Source organism: Mangrovibrevibacter kandeliae (genome assembly GCF_024519155.1).
GTDB lineage: Bacteria > Pseudomonadota > Alphaproteobacteria > Rhizobiales > Rhizobiaceae > Mangrovibrevibacter > Mangrovibrevibacter kandeliae.
Window position 1 is genome coordinate 429,723 of the sequence record NZ_JANIFJ010000003.1, and the last position, 22,694, is coordinate 452,416.

At 68.3% G+C, this 22,694-nt stretch carries 20 protein-coding genes; 9 read left to right on the plus strand and 11 right to left on the minus strand.

Annotated features, from left to right (window positions below):
• Positions 1-74: 74 nt before the first annotated feature.
• The 6 genes from NPA30_RS11650 to NPA30_RS11675 all read right to left on the minus strand — a co-directional run bounded on the left by NPA30_RS11650 (position 75) and on the right by NPA30_RS11675 (position 6,739).
• Complete coding sequence (locus tag NPA30_RS11650) at positions 75-1,337, minus strand: class I SAM-dependent methyltransferase (RefSeq protein ID WP_256802842.1); 1,263 nt, start codon at positions 1,335-1,337, stop codon at positions 75-77.
• Complete coding sequence (locus NPA30_RS11655; RefSeq protein ID WP_256802843.1) at positions 1,334-2,431, minus strand: Gfo/Idh/MocA family protein; 1,098 nt, start codon at positions 2,429-2,431, stop codon at positions 1,334-1,336. Before NPA30_RS11655 ends, NPA30_RS11650 begins: the two co-directional genes overlap by 4 nt.
• Positions 2,431-3,462 carry an NAD-dependent epimerase/dehydratase family protein gene (locus NPA30_RS11660; protein WP_256802845.1) on the minus strand — a complete coding sequence of 344 codons (1,032 nt, stop codon included), beginning with the start codon at positions 3,460-3,462 and terminating at the stop codon, positions 2,431-2,433. The genes NPA30_RS11655 and NPA30_RS11660 overlap by 1 nt, the downstream gene beginning before the upstream one ends.
• Positions 3,455-4,078 (minus strand): D-sedoheptulose-7-phosphate isomerase, encoded by a 624-nt coding sequence (locus NPA30_RS11665; RefSeq protein WP_256802846.1) that lies wholly within the window; start codon positions 4,076-4,078, stop codon positions 3,455-3,457. The genes NPA30_RS11660 and NPA30_RS11665 overlap by 8 nt, the downstream gene beginning before the upstream one ends.
• Positions 4,056-5,624 (minus strand): PfkB family carbohydrate kinase, encoded by a 1,569-nt coding sequence (locus tag NPA30_RS11670; RefSeq protein WP_256802847.1) that lies wholly within the window; start codon positions 5,622-5,624, stop codon positions 4,056-4,058. The genes NPA30_RS11665 and NPA30_RS11670 overlap by 23 nt, the downstream gene beginning before the upstream one ends.
• A gap of 110 nt (positions 5,625-5,734) precedes the next feature.
• Positions 5,735-6,739 carry an SDR family oxidoreductase gene (locus NPA30_RS11675; RefSeq protein ID WP_256802848.1) on the minus strand — a complete coding sequence of 335 codons (1,005 nt, stop codon included), beginning with the start codon at positions 6,737-6,739 and terminating at the stop codon, positions 5,735-5,737.
• A 317-nt stretch (positions 6,740-7,056) separates the two neighbouring features.
• On the opposite strand from NPA30_RS11675, the gene NPA30_RS11680 reads away from it, so the two are divergent.
• The 6 genes from NPA30_RS11680 to NPA30_RS11705 all read left to right on the plus strand — a co-directional run bounded on the left by NPA30_RS11680 (position 7,057) and on the right by NPA30_RS11705 (position 11,589).
• Positions 7,057-7,617, plus strand: coding sequence for a hypothetical protein (locus NPA30_RS11680; RefSeq protein ID WP_256802849.1), 561 nt, complete (start codon positions 7,057-7,059; stop codon positions 7,615-7,617).
• A 91-nt stretch (positions 7,618-7,708) separates the two neighbouring features.
• Positions 7,709-7,891, plus strand: coding sequence for a hypothetical protein (locus tag NPA30_RS11685; protein ID WP_256802851.1), 183 nt, complete (start codon positions 7,709-7,711; stop codon positions 7,889-7,891).
• 145 nt (positions 7,892-8,036) lie between these two features.
• Positions 8,037-9,482 (plus strand): hypothetical protein, encoded by a 1,446-nt coding sequence (locus NPA30_RS11690; protein ID WP_256802852.1) that lies wholly within the window; start codon positions 8,037-8,039, stop codon positions 9,480-9,482.
• Between the two features lie 40 nt (positions 9,483-9,522).
• Entirely contained in the window at positions 9,523-10,518 is a 996-nt protein-coding gene (locus NPA30_RS11695) for a lysylphosphatidylglycerol synthase transmembrane domain-containing protein (protein ID WP_256802853.1), read from the plus strand.
• Positions 10,515-11,090, plus strand: coding sequence for a hypothetical protein (locus tag NPA30_RS11700; protein WP_256802854.1), 576 nt, complete (start codon positions 10,515-10,517; stop codon positions 11,088-11,090). Before NPA30_RS11695 ends, NPA30_RS11700 begins: the two co-directional genes overlap by 4 nt.
• Complete coding sequence (locus tag NPA30_RS11705) at positions 11,083-11,589, plus strand: hypothetical protein (protein WP_256802855.1); 507 nt, start codon at positions 11,083-11,085, stop codon at positions 11,587-11,589. The genes NPA30_RS11700 and NPA30_RS11705 overlap by 8 nt, the downstream gene beginning before the upstream one ends.
• A gap of 53 nt (positions 11,590-11,642) precedes the next feature.
• On the opposite strand, the gene NPA30_RS11710 is transcribed toward NPA30_RS11705, so the two are convergent.
• The 5 genes from NPA30_RS11710 to NPA30_RS11730 form a co-directional block, all read right to left on the minus strand.
• Positions 11,643-13,049 carry a mannose-1-phosphate guanylyltransferase/mannose-6-phosphate isomerase gene (locus tag NPA30_RS11710; RefSeq protein WP_256802856.1) on the minus strand — a complete coding sequence of 469 codons (1,407 nt, stop codon included), beginning with the start codon at positions 13,047-13,049 and terminating at the stop codon, positions 11,643-11,645.
• A 160-nt stretch (positions 13,050-13,209) separates the two neighbouring features.
• The gene (locus NPA30_RS11715; RefSeq protein ID WP_256802857.1) at positions 13,210-14,034 is read right to left on the minus strand and encodes a 3'(2'),5'-bisphosphate nucleotidase CysQ family protein; all 825 of its coding nucleotides are present in this window, start codon (positions 14,032-14,034) and stop codon (positions 13,210-13,212) included.
• Positions 14,031-15,461: a phosphohexomutase domain-containing protein gene (locus NPA30_RS11720; RefSeq protein WP_256802858.1), complete on the minus strand. Its 1,431-nt coding sequence runs from the start codon at positions 15,459-15,461 to the stop codon at positions 14,031-14,033. The genes NPA30_RS11715 and NPA30_RS11720 overlap by 4 nt, the downstream gene beginning before the upstream one ends.
• Before the next feature lie 45 nt (positions 15,462-15,506).
• Complete coding sequence (locus NPA30_RS11725; RefSeq protein ID WP_256802859.1) at positions 15,507-16,700, minus strand: glycosyltransferase family 4 protein; 1,194 nt, start codon at positions 16,698-16,700, stop codon at positions 15,507-15,509.
• Between the two features lie 159 nt (positions 16,701-16,859).
• A complete protein-coding gene (locus NPA30_RS11730) occupies positions 16,860-17,315 on the minus strand; it encodes a MarR family winged helix-turn-helix transcriptional regulator (RefSeq protein WP_256802861.1) in 456 nt (151 codons plus the stop codon).
• 86 nt (positions 17,316-17,401) lie between these two features.
• On the opposite strand from NPA30_RS11730, the gene NPA30_RS11735 reads away from it, so the two are divergent.
• The 3 genes from NPA30_RS11735 to NPA30_RS11745 are packed head-to-tail and all read left to right on the plus strand — an operon-like array spanning position 17,402 to position 22,691.
• Positions 17,402-18,496, plus strand: a complete 1,095-nt coding sequence (locus NPA30_RS11735) for an efflux RND transporter periplasmic adaptor subunit (RefSeq protein ID WP_256802864.1) — start codon at positions 17,402-17,404, stop codon at positions 18,494-18,496.
• Positions 18,493-19,581: an efflux RND transporter periplasmic adaptor subunit gene (locus tag NPA30_RS11740; protein ID WP_256802865.1), complete on the plus strand. Its 1,089-nt coding sequence runs from the start codon at positions 18,493-18,495 to the stop codon at positions 19,579-19,581. The genes NPA30_RS11735 and NPA30_RS11740 overlap by 4 nt, the downstream gene beginning before the upstream one ends.
• Positions 19,578-22,691 (plus strand): efflux RND transporter permease subunit, encoded by a 3,114-nt coding sequence (locus NPA30_RS11745; RefSeq protein WP_256802866.1) that lies wholly within the window; start codon positions 19,578-19,580, stop codon positions 22,689-22,691. The genes NPA30_RS11740 and NPA30_RS11745 overlap by 4 nt, the downstream gene beginning before the upstream one ends.
• The last annotated feature ends 3 nt before the right edge of the window (positions 22,692-22,694 follow it).

The following is a 22,694-nucleotide window of genomic DNA, read 5'->3' on the forward strand; positions in this document are numbered from 1 at the left end:
CGCAGCACGCCGAGCGATGACACGCTCGAACCGGCCAGCCGCAATCTCCCGCGCCTGCGGTCCACGGACTTCCGTCACCCGGCGCGGCGCTCGCTGAGGTCGGGCAGCGGCACCAGGAAACGGCCGCCCTCGTCGAGATAGCGCTGGTGCTTGGCAACGATCTGATCCGCGTAACGCCATGCGAGGATGACGATGAGCGACGGACGTTTCTCGTAGACGCCGTCGGCCGTCATGACCGGCAGACTGTAACCCGGACCGTCCAGTCGCGTCTTGAACGGGGTATCGTCGAACAGCACGTCGAGGCGCTGCTCCAGCTCGAACTGGTGGATCAGCGCGGCGCAGCCGACAGACGTGCCGTAGGCGCCGACCACGCCCCCGGCGGCCCGCACGGCATCGATCTCGCTCTGCAGAGCGTGCGAAATGCCGGACACACGCTCAGCGAAACGCTGATGATGGGCAAGGTCGTACAGTCCGCTCTCCTGCTCGAGAGCGATCAGCTCGCCGACCCTGGCCGCCACCGGACGCGGCCCGCCCTGTCGTTGCAGCCAGAAGCGGATCGAACCGCCCTTGGTGGGAATGCGCTCGGCATCGAACACCTCGAGACCGAACCGCCCGCAGGCACGCGATACCGGCTGCACCGAGAACAGCGAGATGTGCTCGTGGTAGATGACGTCGAGCAGTGTCTTGTCGAAGACGTCGAGCGCATACTGGGTTTCGAAGACGAACGCGCCGTCATCGTCGATCAAGGTCGCTACGCCCGAGAAAATCTCGTCGAGATCGTCGATGTTGGCCATCGCGTTGTTGGCGATGACCACCTTCGCCGGACCGCGCTCTTCGCGGATCCGCTGCGCCAGCGCGACGTCGAAGAACTCGGGCAGCGTCGGAACGCCTCGGGCCGTCGCTTCGGCGGCGATCCCCCTTGCGGGGTCGACACCCTGGACGAGGAAGCCCTCGCCCTTGAAGTGGTTGAGCAACGTGCCGTCGTTGCTGCCGAACTCGCACACCAGGGCTCCGGGCTGCAGCGCGAGTCTGCCGATCACCGCCTCGGCGAGACGGCGAAAATGCTCCGGCAGCCCCAGCGACACCGAGGTGCGGTAGAGGTACGAGCGGTAGATCAGTGCCGGATCGACCACGTAGACCAGCTGGTTGAGGCCGCAGTCCGCGCAGAGATAATTGTCGAGCGGCGCCACCACCCGCGTCAGTGCGGCACCGTCCTCGCCCGCGTCCGATCCGACATTGGGCGAGACGATGGGAACCTGCGCCAGCGGGACGCTGCGCACGACGTTGCGCGAGCGGCAGAGCCGGCAGTCGCTTCGCTTGTGAACGTAGGCGTTCATGCTTGATCCTCGATCTGGCGCCAGATGGCTTCGCAGAGTTCCATGTCGGCCAGGGCCTCTTTGGCCGGGGCATGAGGCGCTTCGCGCTCCCCCGTCAAGACGTCGATGAAGGCCTTGGCCTGTCGCGCGAACGACCAGCCCTGCCCGCTCGGCACCGGCGCGTCGAGCAGTCCGGCCGCACGGTCGTCGATGCGCACGCGCGCGACCTCGTCGACCGCCATCGGCGAGGGAATGGAGAGCGTCAGGCGGCCGCCCTCGAACTGGAAGTCCGCACCCTCGAGCCAGCGACCGGCTTCCGTCTTCGACACCTCGAGAATCAACGGCACCGGACCTGCGGCAAGGAGAGCACAGACCGCCCCCTCGCCAGGCGAACTCGCTCCCACGAGCCGCAGCCGGTCCGGGAAGAACGCGCGCAGCAGGCTGACGTCGTGACTCGCGGCATTCAAGAACCAGGCGTAACCGGCCCGATGCCGCTCGGACAGCCAGTCAGGGGCCAGCGGCCATTCTTCGAAGCGGACCGTGCGACTTTCGGCTGGGCGCACATGCGACGGCGGCGTGACGGCGTAGGACTTGGAATGGTCGTAGAAGCGCGCCGACAGGAGCCGGCCCAGGCGCCCTGAGCGCAGCAGCTCGGCGAACGCCTCGCGCGCCGCCTCGACCCCGGGGTCGGCGAGCTTCATGTAGCCGACGACGTAGATCAGATCGCGCGCCTCGGCAGCCTCGACCAGGCGACGCGCCTGCGCGGCGGTGTGCGCCATCGGCTTTTCGGCCAGAACATGCTTGCCCGCCTCGAGAGCGGCGAGCGTCAGAGGCCCGGTCGCCGGACGAGGTGCGGAGATCACGACGGCGTCGATGTCGCCGCGCGCCAGCAGCGTCTCATGGTGATCGACCACCCGATCCGCCCCCAGGCGCTCGGCGAGCGCCGCCTGGAGCGAAGGCCGCTCCTCCGCCACCGCGACCACCTCCACCCGTGGGTCGTCGCGGTAGAACGGCAGATGCCCGATCTGGGCCATCATGCCGCCACCGATCAGGCCAAGACGAACGCGAGCGCTCCCCATGGAGCTCTCGCCCGCACTCGCGTTACCGTCCTGCATCAGCGCATCTTCGTCTGCTGCATGGTCTTGATGTTGTAGTAGCGCTCGTCGGACATGGTGTCCTTGAGCCGGCCGTCCTTGAAGGCGGCCAGAAGGTCGCGCACGGCATCCTCCACCGTCTTCTCGGGCCGATAGCCGAGCTCCCGGGCGATCTTCTCGGAGGAGACCTTGTAGGACCGGTTGTCGTCGGTCGGCTCGACCACCACGTCGATCTCGCCGCCATAGACGTTGTCCGACGAGACGATCCGCCGGACAGTCTCGGCCAGCTCGTTCACCGTGAAGTTGTCGTAGCCGACATTGTAGACCTTGCCGTCGATCTTCTCGGCGGGCAGCCCGAGCACCAGCTCATAGGCCGAGCACATGTCGGAGATGTGGATGTTGGGGCGCAGCTGGTCGCCGCCGAACACCTTGATGCGCCTGTTGTTGACCGCGTGGTTGGTCAGGATGTTGACGATGACGTCGAGGCGCTGGCGCGGCGCCCAGCCGCAGACCGTCGAGGGCCGCAGCGTCACGGTGGTGAAACCGGGCTCGCGCTCCTCCTCCAGGATGTCCTCGCACAGCGCCTTGAACTTCGAATAGTCGGTCAACGGCTCGGGCGTCAGGTCCTCGGTCACGTCCGGCTCGTCCTTGACGCCGTAGACGCTGGAGGACGAGGCATAGATGAAGCGCTCGACGCCGGCTCGCTTGGCCGCCTTCACCAGCGGGCGGAAGGCGTCGTAGTTGATCGAGCGGCCGAGATCGGGATCGAGCTCGTAGGACGGATCGTTGGAGATGCACGCGAGATGAATGACGCTGTCGCAGTGCGCCATCGCCTTCTCCACCACCGCCTCGTGGCGCAGATCCCCGACCACCTGGATCAGACGCGGGTTGTCTTTGACCGCGTCGAAGACGTCGTGGCCGTAGAGGAAGAGGTCGAGCACGGTCACGGTGTGGCCCGCCTCGAGGAGCCGCGGCACCAGCGCGCTTCCCACGTAGCCGGCGCCGCCGGTGACTAGGATCTTGCGTGCGGTGATGTTGTTCGTGTCAGCCATGAGTCGTGTTCCAGCCCATCTCGATGTCGAGCACTGAATGAAGGATCGCCAGGTGACCCACCTCGACGAAGCCGTATTCCGGGCTGTCGACGAAGATGTTCAGATCGCCCAGCGTTCGCAGGGGATTGTCGGGCTTGAACCCCGACAGGGTGTAGACGACGCAGTCGCGTGCCCGGGCCGCGGCGACGGCGTTGAGGATGTTGGCCGAGCGCCCCGAACTGGAGATCGCCACGAGCACGTCGCCGGCCGCGGCGTGCCACTCGATCTGCTTGGCGAAGACGTGCTCGTAGCCGTAGTCGTTGCCGAGGCAGGTGAGCACAGCCCCGTCGTTGAAGGCCGATGCGCGCATGCCGCCGTTCTTGCTGAAGTCGGTGGCGAGGTGGCTGCAGATGCCGGCGCTGCCGCCGTTGCCGACGAACAGGATGCGGCGGCCGCGGGCGTGACACGCCCGCATCTCGCGGGCCATCAGGAGCACCGCCTCGCCGATGGCCACCGTGCCTTCGTTGCGGTCGGTCACCTTCGCCTCGTCGAGGAGACGGGCGAGCGCCGCCACATAGCCCCGGTAGGCGTCGGGGGATCGGCCGGCGCTCGGATTACTTGAGGAGGGTTGTGACATAGCGCAGGATCTCGATCTTGTTGAGATAACGCCGATGGCCGACGATCCCGATTGAAATGGCTCCGGCGACGTTGCCCACGAAGGCCGCCGTAGCGCAGTCGGCACCGGCGGCCAGCGCCGGAGCGGCGATGACGAAGAATGCGTCGCCCGCGCCCACCGTGTCCACCACGACCTTGCTGAAGGCCGGGACGCGCAGAGCGCCGTTCTCGGTGCTCGCAAAGCAGCCGGAGCGGCCGTGGGTGACGATGATGTTGGGACAGTCGATGATCGCCGGCAGCCGCCGCTCGACCACGTCCGCGAGGTCCGCGTGCTTGTTCTGGATGGCGAGCCAGGCCTCCATCGCGTCGATGCACACGAAGTCGGCGGAGGGATATTTGGTGATCAGGTTGTAGCCGATGTTGCCGGCGTTCGACTGCACGTTGATGGCCAGGAACTTGGCCTCCTCGCGCAGCAGCGACACCGTCGCACCCGAAATGAAGCCGTGGCCGAAATCGTTGACGATGACGAGATCGGCGTCGCGGATCGAGGCCCGCAGACGCTCGTGAAACTCGGCCTGGACCTCCGCCTCCAGCGGATGGTCGTCCATGTGGTAGACTTCGAAGAGCTTGCGCACATAGGTGGGCTCGACGAAGCGCGTCTTCTGGACGGTCGGGCCGCCGGGCCGGTAGATCGGCGTCAGCGTGATCGAGGGATCCAGATTGTCGCGGACGAGGTCCTCGTAGTTCTCGCCGAGCGAGGGGTCGCCCAGCATGGTGATCAGCTCGACGTTCGGGCAGACCGCCGAGAGATGATTGGCCGAGGCGACGGCGCCACCGGCGAACTCCTCCTCGCTCTTGTAGAGCGTGGCGATGATGTTCTCCTTCGCCGCTTTGCCCATCGGCGCGACGTAGGTGTAGCGGTCGATGATGGTTTCGCCCACCACCACGATGCGCATCTGGCCGATCCGCTCGAACAGGCTGGCCACCCGCTTCTCGAGCCCTGCCTCGCGCTGCTCCGAGAGATACCCGTCGAGCGCCTCGTCGCGGCCCGCGAAATGCTTGTTGAGCAGGTTCGAGGAGGAGAAGGTGATGTCGTCGGTGAAGACCAGCTGGCCGCCGGCGTGCTCGACCAGCTCGCGTTCGGCGGTGATCTTGCCGGTGATGTCGTCCTTGGCGTCGACGTATTCGCCGCCCTTCACGTAGAAGGCGGGCTTGATCGCGTTGATGGCCGGGGCCGCGCTCGGCGCGTCCACCACCGTCACGTAGCTGACGAATTCCAGGCTGGCGAGGAACTCGGCGCGCAGCGTCGAGGTGAAGGCCGGCCGGTCCGGCCCCTTGTTGACGTGCTCGTCGGCGGTGATGCTGACGACGAGCACGTCGCCGAAGCGCTGGGCCGCCTTCAGATGCCGGATATGGCCGACATGGACGAGGTCGAAGACGCCGTGGCAGAGGACGACCCGCCTCCCCTGGCGCCGCAGGTCGTCCATGACGTCGCCGATCGACTGGATCGGGACGATCTTGCTGTTCGTCCCCGCGCCCGGATGATCCGAACCGTGACGGTGTGGCATGGGACTGGCGTCGACCACCCGCTCCCCCTTCTGCTGTCGCGTGCTGTGGATGTCTTCGTCGCCTGGCCGTCTTCAGGTCCGGCGACAGTCATGCGGCCCCCGAGGCGCAGTCACTCCTTACCCAGATACTTGAACCAGTCTCGCGTGGCTTCGGCAATCTTGTCCACCGTCCAGACCGGTGCGTTTTCCCAGTAGGCGATGTGTTCGAGCATCACCCGGCACCCCTCCTCGAAGCTGATCTCGGCGTGCCAGTCAAGCTCGCGGGAGATCTTCCCCGTGTCGGCGAAGGTCACGTCCGGCTCGCCCGGCCGCTTCGGGATGTGGACGGTTTCCTTGGCGCCGAGCAGTTCCACCAGTCGGTTGACGCTGTAGGTGCCGCCGCTGCCGACATTGTAGATCTGGCCGGCGCGATCGGACTCCGCGGCCCGAATGAAGGCCGAGACGACATCGGCAACGAAGGTGAAGTCGCGCGTCTGCGTCCCGTCCCCGACGATGGTCACCGGCTTCCCGGCCTTGATCTGCGCCAGGAACACGCCGAAGACCGCGCCGTAGGTGCCGGAGGTGCGAGCCCGCGGCCCGAAGACGTTGAACAGGCGCAGCGACACGGCCGGCAGCTGGTAGACCTTGGCCCAGTGCATCACCAGCTCTTCGCCGAGATACTTGGTCAGAGCATACGGATACTGCGGCGAGATCGATGCCGTCTCGGGGGTCGGCACCGCATCGGCGATCCCGTAGCAGCTCGACGAGGCGGCGTAGAGGAAGCGCTTCACCCCCGCCGCCTTCGCCCCCTCGAGCACGTTGAAGGTGCCGTCGACATTGGCCCGGAAGTAGGCCTCGGGCTCGTTGATCGACGGCACGATGTCGGCGAGCGCAGCGAGATGGAAGACCCGCTCGGCTCCCTCGAAGAGCCCTTGGACGGCGGCCTTGTCGCCGATGTCGGCCTTGACCACCTCGAGCTGCGCATTGCCCTGGTGCTGGACGAGATTGCGCTCGGCGCCGTTGGAGAAGTTGTCGATCACCCTGACGCGACGGCCGGCCGCGATCAGCCGGTCGACCAGATGGCTGCCGATGAAGCCGGCGCCGCCGGTGACGATGTCGAGGGTGCTGTCGTTCATTCTGCCGTCGATCCCGTTGCGAGAGAGGGTTTGGGTAAAGATGAACCAAGGTCGACGTATGCGCCCGAAGGCACGACTCGCCGATGGCAGGCCATACGACGAAATTTCCACGCAAGCGAGACAGGTTCGCGCAAGGTCCGGCGCCATCGCCGCGGCCTCACACGGGTTTCCGCGCACTGCGGCACCTCGGCCACAGTCGCCAAGGAAGGCGGCGCCGAAGACCCTCCGGCGTTGCAAAGCGCCGCGCGCTTCACGCTAGAGTGCCCGCGAATGCGGATGCTTGAGGGGTCGATGTGCGGCGCGGGTTGATTCTCTGTTTGATCGTCATGTTCCTCGGGTCGCTGTGGTGGGCCAAGTCCCTCGGACTGATCGACAGCGATCCGTCCAACCGCACGCGCATGCACGCCATCCCGGTGGCGATTTCGCAGATCTATCAAGGGCGCAAGCACGACTATGCCGGCTATTTCGCGGTCGCCGTGCCCTTCCAGGGTGCCGCGCCGCTCGACCAGCTGATCCAGGACGCCATCCAGAAGACCGCCGAGCGCGGCGACCGGCCCTACTACTGGGTGGCGGACGACCGGGGCATGTCGGACTACGTGAACATGGCGTTCCGCCTGTTCGGCCCGCATGTGAGCAGCCTCGGCTACTTCTGGTTCGTGCTGCTCGGGCTGTCTCTCGTCGCGGCCGTGGCGCGCTACCGCCGCGACGTCACTGCGCTGGCGATCCTCGGCTGCACGCTCGTCGCCATCGCGGCGATGTTTCCGGGGTATATCCGGGCGATCGGGCTGACCTTGGCGAGGCGACAGTCAATCTATCGGAGACGCGCCTGTTCGACGTGCTCGGCGCCGTCGCCGTCGTCCACATCCTCCTGGAGCTGATCCGCCCGCCCGCTCCTTCAATCTTTAGCGGCTATGCGGCGCTCCCGCTCAGGTCCTCCTCCTCACCTTCCTGCTCTTCTCCCGCTCCTCCATGGCGTTGCTCTTCCTCACGATGATGGAGTTGTCGCTGATAGCCGCGCTGACCCATGTCCACCATCGGATGAGAAGCGCAGACGTGCTGCGCGATCTATCTCCGATGATATTCCTCATCATCGGCGTGGTGGGGCTTTCGGCGTATCGAACGGTGATGTTCAATCCGGCTTATAAAGGCTAACTCTCCAGCCGGACGATCTGGCACAACTTCATAATGGACACAGAACTCGCCCAGCCAAATGGTCAGCCCTCAGTTTCCTTTCTCTGACCGCCGCGGTGTGGCGGATATTGTCCCTGCCTCCAAAGCCGCCAATGCACGAGTCGTCATGAACGCAATCTCATCAGCCACAGACGGCGAACCGTCGCTTCCGACGCCGAAAGCCACTCCGCTTGCTTGGAACACAAGAGACTTTGTTTTCTACGCCATCGTCTTGTTTCTCGCTTACTCGGCCACGCTATTCTTTCCTTATCTCCTCACCGACGAGACGTGGATCGTACGCCCTGGCACCTACAGCTGGACCTTCCGTATGGGCCGGCCCGCCTTCTCAGCCTTCATCTGGATCAGCGGCCAGATGCAGCAGACAATCGGGCTCGATGTCATCTATGTAATGCGCGGCAGCGCCATCCTTGCGCTCGCCGCCACGGCCGTCATCCTTAAGCGCTGGTTCCTGGATTGGGGTCATGACCGTGTTACGGCAATGTGGCTGCCGATCGTGCTCCTGTCGCTACCGGGTTATCAAATCGTGGTCGCAGACGGCACGCAACTCGCCGTCGCCATCCTTCTGACAACGTGCGCAACGGTCGTTCTACCGCGTCGGCGGGAAGATATTGAGCCGGCAAGGCCACTTATCGCTGCCCTCCTGTATGTCGCGGCGCTCCTCATCTACCAGCAACAAGTCCTTCTCGCGTTTGCGATGCTGGCCGTGCCGCTGCTCGCATCATCTGTTGACAGACGCACCATCGGCTACGTCATAGCCGTCGGCTGCTTCGTCACGGCAGTCTCCGTCGCCTACTTTTTAGTTTGGCGCATTATCGCCATTCCGGACGAACGCTACGGACCCCAGGCGGTCCAGTTTCCGGCCCCGAGCATTGTCCTCGACTTCGTCTCAGGCCGCTTCATCCAAGCTGCCAATCTCTGGAAGGTCGTCGGGCCGCCGCAGGTCGGCCTTCCTGTGGTGGTCGTGGCCATACTTATGGCAATCAAGGTCGCGTTCGAGTTCTTCCGGCAGTCCTGGCGCTTCCTGCTGCCCAGCATCGTCCTCGTCGGTCTGCTTGTCGCTTCCGACGGCTTCGCCATTCTGGCGCGCAACTACCCGTCCTACGTAACCCTCACGCCGCTGAACTTCTTGATAGGCTACTGGGCCTTCGCCGGACTCGCCGTATTGGCCGGACGCTGGCGAGGTCCTCTCGCTGCCATTCTCGCCGTCGGCGGCGCGTTGCTCGCTTTCATTACGGTGAAGGACGAAATCGCAATCCCCAACAACCGCACGGTGGCCGCCATCCGCGCCGCCTTCGTCGAGCATCCGCAGGTGACGAACTTCAACTTCGTTCTCCCGGTTCAAGGCGGTCCGGGCTATAGCGAGTTCGGCTGGCGCAACACCGCCAACTATCTCTACCTGATGGCGATCAACGTCGCCGACCACCTTTCCATCCATCACGTGATGAATCAGAGCTGGCACGACCAACTAGTCGTCACGACGCCCAACGCCTCATCGGGCGATGCCAGCCAGAACAGCCCGCGCCCCGACGCGCTCACCATCGAGCTGCCATGACCCTTACATCCGCTCTCGGCATACCGGCTAGATCTTTGGCATGAAGGCCTGGTTCTCCTATGCGTGGAAGATCGCGCTCGGCGTCGCGCTGTTCGCCTATGTCGCGGCAATCGTGGACTGGCACGAGGCGTATGACCGGCTGACGTCGCTGTCGCCGCTGGTGGTCGTCGCCGGCGTCGCGGTGGTGCTGCTCCAGGCGGGGCTGCTCGGCTGGCGCTGGCAGCGCATCGCCGTCCTGGAAGGCACCCGCCTGCCGGTCGGCGAATTCGCCCGGGCGATCCTCGTCAGCTTCTTCTTCTCGCAAGGCCTGCCCGCGTCCCTCGGCGCCGATGCCTTCAGGCTCTGGTGGCAGACCCGGCGCGGGCTCTCCACCGCCGCCTCGCTGCGCATCCTCGCCTTCGACCGGATCATTGGGCTGGTGTCGCTGGCCCTCGTCTGCGCCGTCAGCATCGTCGTGCTGATGGGTCACATCCAGGGTGAAGCCGCGGTCGATTCGCTGATGGTGCTGGTGACGGTCTGCCTGTTCGGCTTTCTGGTGCTGGTCCTGCCGTTCCGCATCCATCTCACCGACATCCTGCTGGCCATGCGCGACCGGTTGCCGGCGCCGCTCCCGGGGCTGGTCGACTGGGTGGTGGATTTCCGGCGCCTCTTCCGCCGCGTGTCGATCGGCGCCGTCGGCCTGATTCTCGGCCTCGGCATCGCGGTGCATCTGCTGACGGTGGTGCTCGGTTTCCTGCTGGCCCGCGGCCTCGGCACCGAGATCGGCTTCCTCGACTGCCTGGCCGCGATCGCGCCGGCCCTTCTCGTGTCCTACGTGCCGATCAGCGTCGCCGGCTGGGGCGTGCGCGAGGCCTCGATCGTCTTCGCCTTCAGCCTCCTCGGCGTGCCCAGCGCGACGGCGCTCCTGGTGTCGCTCGGCATCGGCCTCATCGTCCTTCTCGTGGCGCTGCTCGGCGGCGTCATCTGGGCGCTCGGCGGCATCCGCCGGCTCTATCTCGACGAGGCGGGCGCAGCCGATCGAGGAGCGCGGCCGTGACGGTCGACCTCGTGCCGGGGCTTGCGAGCGGCCTCGGCCTCGGCCTCGGGCTCCTCCTCCTGCCGGCGCTGATCCTCCTCTCGCACCCGCCGCTCCGCATCGCCTCGCTCACCGCCCGCTTCGCGGCGGCGGCAGGGCTCGCCCTCGCCCTCTTCGCCGCCGGGATCGTGCTCGCGGCGCTCGCCGGCCATTCGCCCGCCTGGGCCGACCTCCTCGCCGGCGCGATGATCCTCGCGGGCGCCATCCTGTCGGCCTTCACGCTCTGGACGCTGGTCTGCTGGGGCTTCACCACCTCGCTGCTTCTGGCGCTCGCCCGCTCGGGCCCGGCCGAGAGCCACGAGAACTGGTTCCGCGAGTACGCCGGCGGCGGCTACCGGATGTTCACGCAGGACCGGCTGGGTCTGCTGCTGCGGGCCGGCCTGGTGCGTGAAGCGGCCGGCACGGTCCGGCTGACGGGAGGGCGCGCCCGGGCCTTCGCCCGCCTCGCCGACCTGCTGCGCCGCTTCTACGGGCTCGCGCAGCCGCAGCCGCACGCGCCGGCGTCGGTCGGCGAGCCACCACGTCATGACTGACCCCCTCGTCTCGGTGCTCTGCGGCGTCGCGGGCTTTCTCGTCGCGTTCGCCGCCGTCCCGCTGGTCCTGCGCCTGCGCCGCGCCGTGGCGCCGGTGCTCGTCCACGTCGGGGCTGCCCTGCTGGGTGAAGCCGTCGCCCTTCTTCTCGGGCTCGCGTTCGCCGAGCGGCTGCTCTTCTGGCCGGCCAGCGCGGTGGTCGGCCTCGGCGCCGTGCTCAACCTCTTCGTCTTCAGCGCCGTCTACAAGTCCGTGTCGCTGCAGATGCTCGGCCTGCTCGCAGCCGAGCCCGGGCATGCGGTCACGCTCGACCGCCTGGTGGAGGAGCTCGGTCGCCCGACGGTGGAAGGCCGTATGGCGCTGCTGGAGGAGATGGGACTGGTGCACAGGGCGCCGGACGGTCTCCGCGTGACGGCCGCGGGCCTTGCCAACGTGCGCCGCCTCACCGCCGTGCAGAGGCTCTTCGCCATCGCGCGGAGCGGGCTCTACTCGCAGCCGTAGGACCCGAGCCGTCCGCAGCGGCGCGATCCTGGAGGCGGCTGGCCGCCCGCCGCTCACGTCCGTGCGTAGATGTCCTCGATGCGCACGATGTCGTCCTCCCCGGTGTAGCTGCCGACCTGCACCTCGATCAGCTTGAGGTCGATCTTGCCGGGATTGCGCAGCCGGTGGACGCAGCCGATCGGCAGATAGGCGGCCTCGTTCTCGTGATAGAGCCGCACGGCGTCGTCGATGGTGACCTCGGCGGTGCCGTGGACCACCACCCAGTGTTCGGCCCGATGGTGATGGCGCTGCAGGCTGAGCTGGCCGCCGGGCTTGACGCAGATGTGCTTGACTTGGAAGCGGTCGCCCCGGTCGATGCGCTGGTACCAGCCCCAGGGACGGTGGATCCGCAGATGCTCCTGCGCCTCCGGTCGCCCGCGCGCCTTCAGCTCCGCGACGAGCGCCTTCACCTCGCCGGCGCGGGCGCGCGAGGTGACGAGGACGGCGTCGCCGGTGGTGACGACTACGATGTCCGACAGCCCGTGCACGGCGGTCAGGAGGCCGCTGCTGGACACCAGGCTGTCGCGCGTGTCGAGCGCCACGACGTCGCCGGAGAGGACGTTGCCCTCGCCGTCCTTCGCCCGGGCGTCGAAGAGCGAGGCCCATGAGCCGATGTCGGACCAGTCGAAGCCGGCTTCGAGCACGCCGCCGATCCGGGTCTTCTCCATCAGCGCGTAGTCGATCGACACGGACGGCGACGCGGCGAAGGCCGCGGGATCGAGCCGGATGAAGTCGAGGTCCACCGTCGATTTCGCCATCGCCGCCTCGGCCGCGGCGAGAACGGTCGGCGCATGGGCGCGCAGCTCGCCGAGCATCGCGTCGGCCCGGTAGGCGAGGTTGCCGCTGTTCCAGAGGTATCCTTCGGCGAGGTAGCGTTCGGCCGTCTGGCGATCGGGTTTTTCCACGAAGCGGTCGAGGACATGCGCGTTCGGGCTGCCGGGCAGAGGGTTGCCGGGCTTGATGTAGCCGTATGCGGTCGAGGGATGATCCGGAACGATGCCGATGGTCAGGATGCGACCCTGCCGTGCGAGCTCGGCGGCGGCCGCCACCGAGGTCCTGAAGCCCGCATCGTCGAGGATGAGGTGGTCGGAGGCGAGAACGAGACAGAGCGCGTCGGCCTGACGTGCCGCCGCGAGGAGCGTGCCGACCGCCACCGCCGCGGCGCTGTCGCGGCGCTCCGGCTCCAGCACGATGTCGGCCTCCAGGCCGAGGGCCGCGAGCTGTTCGGCGCAGATGAAGCGGAAATCGGCGTTGGTGACGACGATCGGCCGGGCGAGGCCGGCCACGCGGCGAAGCGTCGCCTGAAACGGAGAGATGCCCCCGTCGAGCAGCCCGATGAACTGCTTCGACATGGTGTCGCGCGACAGGGGCCAGAGCCTCGTGCCCGACCCGCCCGCCATCACGATGGGCACGACCTGCATCAACTGTTCCAACGATCCGCCTCGCACCGTGCCTCGGGTTGTCGCACCGTTCTAGGCGGTTTCGCCGCACGGCGGAAGCGGTGGTGCCGGCGCGCCTTCGGCAAGTGTTCGAAGCACGCCGGCCGGCCGCATATGGCCCCGGCGGCCGGCTCCAGAGCCGTCAGCGTCCGGCCGCCGCCGGGTCGCCATAGGCGACGAAGGGCGGATTGACGAAATCGGGCCGAGGCGACGCCGCACCATAGGCGAGCGGCACGCCGTCCAGCGTCAGGACGGCCCCGCCCGCCGCCCGCAGGACGGCGTCGGCGGCGGCCGTGTCCCACTGCCGGGTCGGGCCGAGGCGCGGATAGAGGTCGGCCGCACCCTCGGCGACGAGACAGATCTTCAGCGAGGAGCCGCGATAGCGCACCTCGCCGCAATTTTCCCGATGCAGCCAGGCGGCGGTCTCGGCACACAGGTGGGAGCGGCTGGCGAGCGCGACCGGCCGCTCGGGCCGCAGCCGCGACCGGACGGGAAGCCGGCGGAGGATGGCACCGTCGTCACCGATCTCCATCTTCACAGCGCCCTGCTCGGCGTGCGCGGCCCACAGCATCGCGAGGGCCGGCGCATAGACGACGCCCGCGACCGGCCACCCGCCGCGCACCACCGCGACATTGACGGTGTAATCCGGATCGCCGGCCAGGAACTCGCGCGTCCCGTCGAGCGGATCGACGAGAATGCAGTCCGACGCCGGCGCCACCGGCGTGGCGCCGGCGATCTCTTCCTCGGCGACCACCGGTAGACCATGCGCGATCGCGGCGAGATCGCTGAGGATGGAGGCTTGGCAGATCCGGTCGGCCGCGGTGACGGGCGAGCCGTCGGCCTTCACTTCTCCACCGCGCGGCACCCCGTGCGACAGGATCCGCGCCCCACCCCGCAGCGCGATCGCCACGAGATCGTCCAGCTCCGGCCCACCGGCCGTTGCGCCGCGATCGGCGGGCGGCATCATGTCTGGTACTCCAGCGCGTCGGCGGCCCGGGTCAGGCCCCACTTCAGCAAGGTCTCGGCCGCCTCGCTCGAGCCCGCCTCGACATAGCAGCGCAGTTCCGGCGCATTGCCGGAAGCCCGGTAGTGGACGACCGAGCCGTCCGCCAGATGGACCCGTACGCCGTCGATCGCATCCCAGCCGGCGACGGCGCCGACCGGCGCGAAATGCCGGCTGCGGTACCCGACATCGCTTTCGAGACGGGCGAGGAACGGGCCGCTGCGCTCGGCCGGCACACCCTGCAGCCGGTCGGCCGCGGCGTTGCCGGCGCCGATCGTCTGGACGATGTCCGACAGCCGGCCACCGCGCCGGCCGATCTCGAGCAGCGCGCACAGGATGGGCAGCACGCTGTCGCGCGTCGGCAGTGCGGCGAGGATCCGGCCGTCGCGCTCGATGTCGCTCGCCAGCAGGAAGCCGCCATTCGCCTCGAAGCCGCCGACGGCCTCGTGCCCCTGGGCCTGCGCTGCCTGCATCGCCTCGATCACGAAGGGCGAGCCGACGCGGGTGCGCAGCACCGTCCGGCCCGGTCCGGCGGCCTCGACCGATGAACTCGACGTCACCGGCGTCACCAGTGTCCGCAGGCCGAGAACGTCGGCAACGAGCAAGCCGAGGACGTCCCCGCGCACCGGGCGGCCGGTCTCGTCGCAGACGAGAGGACGGTCTGCGTCTCCGTCCGTCGAAACGATCGCATCGAAGCGGCCCGTGGCGGCCCATTCGGCGAGACGGGTGAGATCCTCGCGCCGGTGTGCCTCGGTGTCGACGGGAACGAAACTTGCGGAACGGCCGAGCGGCTCGACCTGCGCGCCGAGGTCGGCGAGGAGGTCCACGAGGAGATCGCGGGCCACCGAACTGTGCTGATACACCCCGACCCGCAGCCCGGTCAGCGCGTCCGGCCCGAGCCAGTCGCGGTATCGCGCGGCAAAGCGCGCCATCACCCCCGTCTCCGCGGCCGCCGGCACGTCATCGTCGTTGGAGATGGGACCAGGAAGGCCGGCAAAGGCGGTCATGATCGCCATCTCGTCGGCTTTGTCGATCTCGCCCTCGGCCGTGTAGAACTTGAGGCCGTTGCGGTCGTCGGGGATGTGGCTGCCGGTGACCATGATCGCCGGCGACCGCCGCTGCATCGCCTGCAGCGCCAGCGCCGGGGTCGCGACGGGGCCGCAAGCGACGGGCGTCCAGCCGGCCAGCCGCGCCGCACGTGCGCAATCCTGCGCCAGCGCCGGACTGCTCGCCCGCAGGTCCTCGCCGATCAGAAGCAGACGATCCGCACCCGCACCCCGCGCGGCGACGCCGGACGCGAGGAAGGCGAGCGTGTGGCCAAGGCTCGCCCATCCCAGAAGGTCCGAGACGAGACCGCGCAGTCCGCTGGTGCCGAACCTCACCGCCTCCATCACGCTCCACGTCCTTTCCGTACCCGTCGGTCCAGCTTCAAGCGGTCAGCGAACGCCGGCGGCGACGTCGTCCGTATCACCGGGCATCGTCCCCGCGCGCGATGCCGGCATCCCGACCCCGAGCAGGTCCGCATAGACCGCCTTCACCGCATCCATAACATGGCGCTCGGTGTAACCGGACACCACCCGCTCGCGCGCGTGCCGTCCCATCTGCTGAACCAGCGCCCGGTCGTCCGCCAGATGCCGCAGGCGAGCCGCCAGGGAAGCCGCGTCCTCCGGCGGCACCACGTAGCCCTCGACCCCGTCGCGCACGAAGTCGCGGCAGCCCGGCACGTCGGTGGTCAGGATCGGGCGGCCGCAGGCCGCCGCCTCGAGCAGCGTTCGCGGGAGACCCTCCCCGCCGCGCGACGGCAGGCAGGCGAGATGATGCGACCGCCAGACCGCCGCGACGTCGCTGGTGAAGCCCTGCCATTCGACCCCTTCACGCACCGCCCAGGCCTGAAGCTGATCGACGGCGATGCTGCGGGGATTGTCGGGATCCGGCATCCCGAAGAGGCTGAGGGTGACGTCGGCCCCGTCACGGCGGGCGAGACCGACCGCCTCGACGGCCGTGTCGATTCCCTTCGACCACAGCATCCGGGCGACCAGCGCGACGCGAAGCGTGCGCCCCTCGGGCAGCGGCGATGGCACGAAACGGGCGGGATCGACACCGGCGCCGCCGACGATGGACACCCGCGGGTCTGTCGGCGACAAGGCGAGCGTTCGCGCATCGCTGGGGTTCTCGAAGATGTAGCGGCTCCGGCGCGAGCCGAGCACGCCGCGGATCGCGCCGCGCAGCACCTGGCGCGCCAGCAGGCCGCGCCAGCCCTGGCGCGCGCCGAACAGGCCATGCCCCGTCAGCGCGAACACCCGCCGCTCGATACCGAGGCGGCGCGCTGCCAAGCCTCCGACCAGGATGGGGAGATGGGCGATGCAGTGGATGATGTCCGCACGTTCCCGCTCGAGGATGTCCTCGAGCGCCGACACGGACCGCAGGATGCTGCGCGGTTCCAGCCTCCCCCTCTGGATCTGGAGATCCTCGACCCGCGCGCCGGAGGCGCGAATGACGTCGGCATGATCGCGCAGCCTCGTCGCCACCACCGCCTCCAGACCGAGCTCGCGCGCCGCGCGCGCCATCGGCAGGAAGTGCGAGGCGAAGAACCAGTCCTCGGTGACGACGAAGAGGATCTTGCGGCGCATGCCCCGCGGAGCTGTCCCGCCCCCGGAAGGGGCATCACCGGGCGCATCGAACGTCTTCGCCATCGAACCATCTGCACGCACTATCATCATCGGTTCCTGATATCGCCGCCTCGAGGCCGGCACAACGCACAGGCACCCGGGCCCGAGACCGGGCCGCGCTCAGACGGTCTCGACAGCCTCGTCGGCCGCACCGATGGCCGTCTCGAGGAACCGGACGACGGCCGCGGCCTCGCCCGCCGACAGGGACAGCCATGCCGCCTTCACCGGCGCCTTCAACTCCCGGAACTCGTCGAGCGCTGCCTTGGCGCGCGCGTGCACCAGGTGGACGCTTACCCCGCGGCGATCGTTCGGGTTGGGGCGGCGCTCGACGAAGCCTTCCCGTTCGAGACGATCGATCAGCGCTGTCGTCGCGCCGGTCGAGAGGTCGACATATTCGGCGATCTCCTTGGCGCTGGCATCCTGCGTCTCGAGCAGGTCGAGGCAACACAGATCGGCGAGCGCAAGGCCATGCTTGCGGGCAAGGTCCCGGTCGGCGTTCACCGCCATCCGCACCAGTCGCTGGAACGGCCGTGCGAAACACTCCTCCGGCGGCTTTTTCGATCCGGCCTCTTGCACGCGCAGTCTCCTTCGATCAGATATCTCGACTGTAGAGTATCTTGTTGGCCGAACAAAGCCTGCGCGCGCACTCGAGGACGGTGACGGTGGTTCAACTCAGGGTCCGGCCGAAGACGGCCACGATGCTGGCCGGCCTCCTCGCCGCGCTCGCCGCCTGTTCCGAAGAGGCCACGCCCGAACGGCCGCTGCAGGCGGTCGAGGTGACGGAGGTGCAGCCGGCGCCCTACAGCCATACGGTCGCGCTGACCGGAGAGATCGCCGCGCGCTTCGAAGCCTCGCTGTCGTTCAAGACCGGGGGCCGGGTGGACCGGGTCGAGGTCGACGTCGGCAGCCATGTCGAGCCCGGCACGCTGCTGGCCAGCCTCGATCCGGCGGAGCAGCAGGCCGACGTGACCTCGGCCGAAGCGGCGGTCCGCTCGGCGGACGCCCAGCTGCGCCAGGCGAAGGCGGCCTTCGAGCGTCAGCGCTCGCTGCTGGGCGGCGGCTACACCACCCGCAGCAGCTTCGAATCGGCCGACGAAGGCGTGAAGACGGCTCAAGGCGCGCTCGACGCGGCGAAGGCCGCACTCGAGCAGGCCCGCACGGCGCTGACCGAGACCGACCTCACGGCCGACACGGCCGGCATCATCACCCAGCGCAGCGTCGATGCCGGTCAGGTCGTCGCAGCGGCCCAGACCGTCTTCGGTTTCGCCAAGGACGGGCCGCGTGACGCGGTCTTCGACGTGCAGGAACAGCTGGTGACCGCGGCGGGACCACCGCCGCAGATCGAGATCGCGCTCCTGTCCGATCCCAACGTGCGCACCACCGGCCATGTCCGCGAGGTGTCGCCGCTGCTCGATCCGCAGCGCGGCACCGTGGAGGTGAAGGTGGGGCTCGACACGGTGCCGCCGCAGATGGCGCTCGGTGCCGCCGTCGTCGGACGCGAGACAACCCCGCCGATCGAGGCGATCCTCCTGCCCTGGCAGGCCCTCGTCGCCAAGGAGGGGCGGCCGGCCGTCTGGAAGCTCGATCCGGCGAACGACACGGTCACGCTGCAGCCGATCGAGGTGGCGCGCTACGACTTCGACAAGATCGTCGTCGCCGCTGGCCTGGCCAACGGCGACCGCATCGTGGTGGCACCGGCGCAGCTGCTGCGGCCGGGCCAGCCGGTGTCGGTGGCAAAGACGGAGGCGGAGCGTTGAAGGGTCGGCTCCTCCTCGCGGCGACACCGTTGCTGCTTCTGCTTGGCGGCTGCAGCGGGAGCGAGGAAAGCGCTCCCGCTCTTCCCCCGCGCCCCGTCCTGACGATGGTGGTGGAGGATACAGTCGCGGATGCCAGCAGCTTCTCGGGCACGATCGAGCCGCGGTACGAGACCGACCTCGCCTTCCGCACGCTCGGACGCATCGTCTCGCGCGACGCCGGTGTCGGCGACCAGGTGACGAAGGGTCAGCAGCTCGCCGCGCTCGATGCCGAGACGCTCGCGGCCAACGTCCGTTCGGCCGAGGCGCAGGCCGAGAGCGCCAGGGCCCAGGCCGAAACCGCACGGGCGAGCGCGACGCGCGCGGAAGCGCTGTTCGCCGACAAGGCCCTGTCGCAGGCCGAACTCGACACCGCCGAGCAGGGTGCCACGGCCGCCGATGCGGGGCTGGCGCAGGCTCGGGCCGATCTGGACAAGGCGCGCACCACCCTGTCCTACGCCATCCTCACGGCGCCCTTCGACGGTGTGATCACCGGGCGGACCGGCGATGTCGGCCAGGTCGTCAATGCCGGCGCGACCGTGATGACCATTGCACGCACCGACGTGCGGGAGGCCGTCGTGGATATCCCGAGCGAGCTGATCCACACGGTCGAGGCGGGCGCGCCCTTCACCATCCTCTTGCAGACCGATCCGTCCATCACCGCACAGGGCAAGGTGCGGGAGGTGGCGCCGGAGGCGGACGCCCTCACCCGCAGCAACCGTGTCCGTATCCTACTCGACGCACCGCCCGCCGCCTTCCGGCTCGGCACGCTGATCACCGCCCAGCCCGAGAGGACGAGCGCGGGGGCGCTCGTCGTGCCCCGGACGTCCATTCTTGGCGAAGGCGGGGCGACCAGCGTCTGGGTGGTGACGCCGGACGGCGACGCAGCCACCGTCCATCAGCGCACGGTCGAACTCGGCGACACGCGGGGCGCGTTTGTCGAAGTGACCGGCGGCCTGAAGGCCGGGGAGCGCATCGCCGTCGCCGGGGTGCACTCGCTCAAGGACGCGCAGCGCGTCAGCCTGAACCAGAAAGACCGGATGCCGTGAAGAGCTTCAACCTTTCGGACTGGGCGCTGCATCACCGCTCGCTCATCTGGTTCTTCATGATCGCCGCGCTCTTCGCCGGCGCGATGGCCTATTTCAATCTCGGCCGCGAGGAGGACCCGAACTTCACCATCAAGACGATGGTGGTCTCGGCGACGATGCCCGGCGCCAACGTGAAGGAAATGACCGAGCAGGTCACCGACCGGATCGAGAAGAAGCTGCAGGAGCTCGATTCGCTCGACTACACGCGCTCGATCACCACGCCCGGACGCACGGTCGTCTTCGTCAACCTGCTGCCGACGACGCCCGCCGGCGAAGTGAGCGCCATCTGGCAGCGCGTGCGCAACATGATGACCGATATCCGCGGCGAGTTTCCGAGCGAGTTCCAGGGCTTCGCCTTCAACGACGAATTCGGCGACGTGTTCGGCAACATCTACGCCTTCACCTCGGACGGGCTCAGCCAGCGGCAGCTGCGCGACTATGTCGAAGGCGTCCGCACGCGCATCATCGCGCTGCCCGACGCCGGCAAGGTCGAGCTCGTCGGCGCGCAGGACGAGGTGATCTACCTGGAGTTCTCGCTGCGCAAGGTCGCGGCGCTCGGGATCGACCAGCAGGCGATCATCGACACCCTCCAGAGCCAGAACGCGATCGCCCCCTCCGGTGTCATCGAGGCGGGTCCCGAGCGCATCCTCGTGCGCGTCAGCGGCCAGTACACCTCCGAGGACAGCCTGCGGGCGGTCAACCTCCGGGTCAACGACCGGTTCTTCCGGCTGAGCGACGTCGCCACCATCACCCGCGGTTATCGCGATCCGCCGGACGAGCTGTTCCGCTTCAACGGGCAGCCGGCGATCGGCCTCGGCATCGGAATGCGCGCCGGCAGCAACATCCTCGACTTCGGCGAGGAGCTGAAGGCGGAGATGACGCGGGTCGAGAGCGAGTTGCCGGTCGGCGTCGGCGTCCACCTCGTCGCCGATCAGTCCGCCGTCGTCGAGGAGGCGGTCGGCGGCTTCACGCAGGCCCTCTTCGAAGCGGTCCTGATCGTGCTGGCCGTCAGCTTCATCAGCCTCGGTTTTCGCGCCGGCCTCGTCGTCACCCTGTCGATCCCGCTGGTGCTGGCGATGACCTTCGTCGGCATGCAGTATCTCGACGTCAACCTGCAGCGCATCTCGCTCGGTGCGCTGATCATCGCCCTCGGCCTCCTCGTCGACGACGCGATGATCACCATCGAGACGATGGTGGCGCGGCTGGAGGCCGGCGACACGCGCGAGAAGGCGGCGAGCTTCGCCTGGACGTCGATCGCCTTCCCGATGTTGTCCGGCACCGCGGTGACCGTCGCCGGCTTCCTGCCGATCGGCTTTAACTCGTCGGCGGCCGGCGAGTACACCTTCTCCCTCTTCATCGTGATCGCGCTGTCGCTCGCCCTCTCCTGGATCGTCGCCGTCCTGTTTGCGCCGCTGATCGGCGTCCTGATGCTGCCGCGGGCGATGAAGCACCACGACGAGAGCAAGCCCGGCATCGTGCGCCGCAGCTTCGGCGGCGTATTGCGCACGGCGATCCGCTGGCGGTTCCTGACCATCCTCGTCACCCTCGCCATCTTCGCCGGCGCCCTCTACGGCATGCAGTTCGTGCAGCAGCAGTTCTTCCCGTCGAGCGACCGTCCGGAGCTGGTGGTCGACGTGACGCTTCGGCACAACGCGGCGATCGGCGACACGGCGGCGCAGATGGACCGGCTGGAGGCGACGCTGAAGGGCGACGACGACATCGCCCACTGGAGCTCCTATGTCGGCCGCTCGGCCGAGCGCTTCATCCTCGCCTACGACGTCCAGGCGCCGAACCCCTTCTTCGGCCAGATCGTCATCGTCACCAAGAGCCTGGAAGCGCGCGAGCGCGTGCGGGCGCGCATCGACGCCTTCGCCGCAAAGGCGATGCTCGGAACCGACGTCTACGTGAAGAATCTCGAGCTCGGACCGCCGGTGGGCCGCCCGGTGCAGTACCGGCTCGGCGGCCCCGACCTCGAGACGGTCCGCTCGAAGGCACGCGACCTCGCCGCCGTGATGGCCGAGGACAACCGCCTCGACAGCATCGTGATGGACTGGAACGAGCCGGCGCGGGTGCTGGAGGTCAAGATCCTGCAGGACAAGGCGCGCCAGCTCGGCATCAGCTCGCAGGAGATCGCCTCGACCCTCAACCTCGTGCTCGACGGCACGGTGATCACCCAGATCCGCGACGGCATCTACCTCGTCGACATCACCGCGCGGGGCCGCAAGTCGGACCGCGAGTCGATCGAGGCGATCGAGAACCTGCAGCTCAGCAATGCCGCGGGGGCCTCCGTGCCGCTCGCGAGCCTCGTCAGCTTCGGCTACGGCTACGAGGATCCGATCGTCTACAGCCGCTCGCGCGTGCCGACGATCACCGTCAGCGCCGCGATCCTCGGGCCGACCCAGCCGGCGACGATCGTTCAGGACCTGAAGCCGAAGATCGACGCCTTCGCCGCCGGGCTGCCGCAGGACTACCACGTCGAGCTCGGCGGCGCGGTCGAGTCGAGCGAGGAGAGCCAGGGGCCCATCGCCGCGGTCGTGCCGATGATGCTGTTCGTGATGCTCACCCTGATCATGATCCAGATGCAGAGCTTCACGGCGATGTTCATCGTGCTCTCGGCAGCCCCGCTCGGCCTCATCGGCGTCGTCGCCGCGCTCCTGCCGAGCGGCGCCCCGCTCGGCTTCGTCGCCATCCTCGGCGTGCTCGCCCTCGTCGGCATCCTGATCCGCAATTCGATCATCCTCGTCCATCAGATCGAGGTGCTGCGCGAGGCGGGCGAACATCCGTGGATCGCGGTCTATCGGGCGAGCGAGATGCGGGCCCGGCCGATCCTCCTGACCGCCGCCGCAGCGAGCCTCGCGCTGATCCCGATCTCGCGCGAGGTGTTCTGGGGGCCGATGGCCTTTGCGATGATGGGCGGCATCATCGCCGGCACCCTCATCACGCTGCTCTTCGTGCCGGCGCTCTACGTCGCCGTGCATCGGCTGAAGGAGCCGGACGACCTCGACGCGTTGCCGGTCGACACGGCGCCGGTCGCGCCGACCGGCAGCCAAGACGCCGAAGCTCCCGTCTGACGG

Coding starts and splice junctions, on each gene's coding strand:
- NPA30_RS11650 (WP_256802842.1), bottom strand. CDS start 1,337: ATGAACGCCTACGTTCACAAGCGAAGCGACTGCCGGCTCTGCCGCTCG.
- NPA30_RS11655 (WP_256802843.1), bottom strand. CDS start 2,431: ATGCAGGACGGTAACGCGAGTGCGGGCGAGAGCTCCATGGGGAGCGCT.
- NPA30_RS11660 (WP_256802845.1), bottom strand. CDS start 3,462: ATGGCTGACACGAACAACATCACCGCACGCAAGATCCTAGTCACCGGC.
- NPA30_RS11665 (WP_256802846.1), bottom strand. CDS start 4,078: ATGTCACAACCCTCCTCAAGTAATCCGAGCGCCGGCCGATCCCCCGAC.
- NPA30_RS11670 (WP_256802847.1), bottom strand. CDS start 5,624: ATGCCACACCGTCACGGTTCGGATCATCCGGGCGCGGGGACGAACAGC.
- NPA30_RS11675 (WP_256802848.1), bottom strand. CDS start 6,739: ATGAACGACAGCACCCTCGACATCGTCACCGGCGGCGCCGGCTTCATC.
- NPA30_RS11685 (WP_256802851.1), top strand. CDS start 7,709: ATGGCGTTGCTCTTCCTCACGATGATGGAGTTGTCGCTGATAGCCGCG.
- NPA30_RS11690 (WP_256802852.1), top strand. CDS start 8,037: ATGAACGCAATCTCATCAGCCACAGACGGCGAACCGTCGCTTCCGACG.
- NPA30_RS11695 (WP_256802853.1), top strand. CDS start 9,523: ATGAAGGCCTGGTTCTCCTATGCGTGGAAGATCGCGCTCGGCGTCGCG.
- NPA30_RS11705 (WP_256802855.1), top strand. CDS start 11,083: ATGACTGACCCCCTCGTCTCGGTGCTCTGCGGCGTCGCGGGCTTTCTC.
- NPA30_RS11710 (WP_256802856.1), bottom strand. CDS start 13,049: ATGCAGGTCGTGCCCATCGTGATGGCGGGCGGGTCGGGCACGAGGCTC.
- NPA30_RS11715 (WP_256802857.1), bottom strand. CDS start 14,034: ATGATGCCGCCCGCCGATCGCGGCGCAACGGCCGGTGGGCCGGAGCTG.
- NPA30_RS11720 (WP_256802858.1), bottom strand. CDS start 15,461: ATGGAGGCGGTGAGGTTCGGCACCAGCGGACTGCGCGGTCTCGTCTCG.
- NPA30_RS11725 (WP_256802859.1), bottom strand. CDS start 16,700: ATGCGCCGCAAGATCCTCTTCGTCGTCACCGAGGACTGGTTCTTCGCC.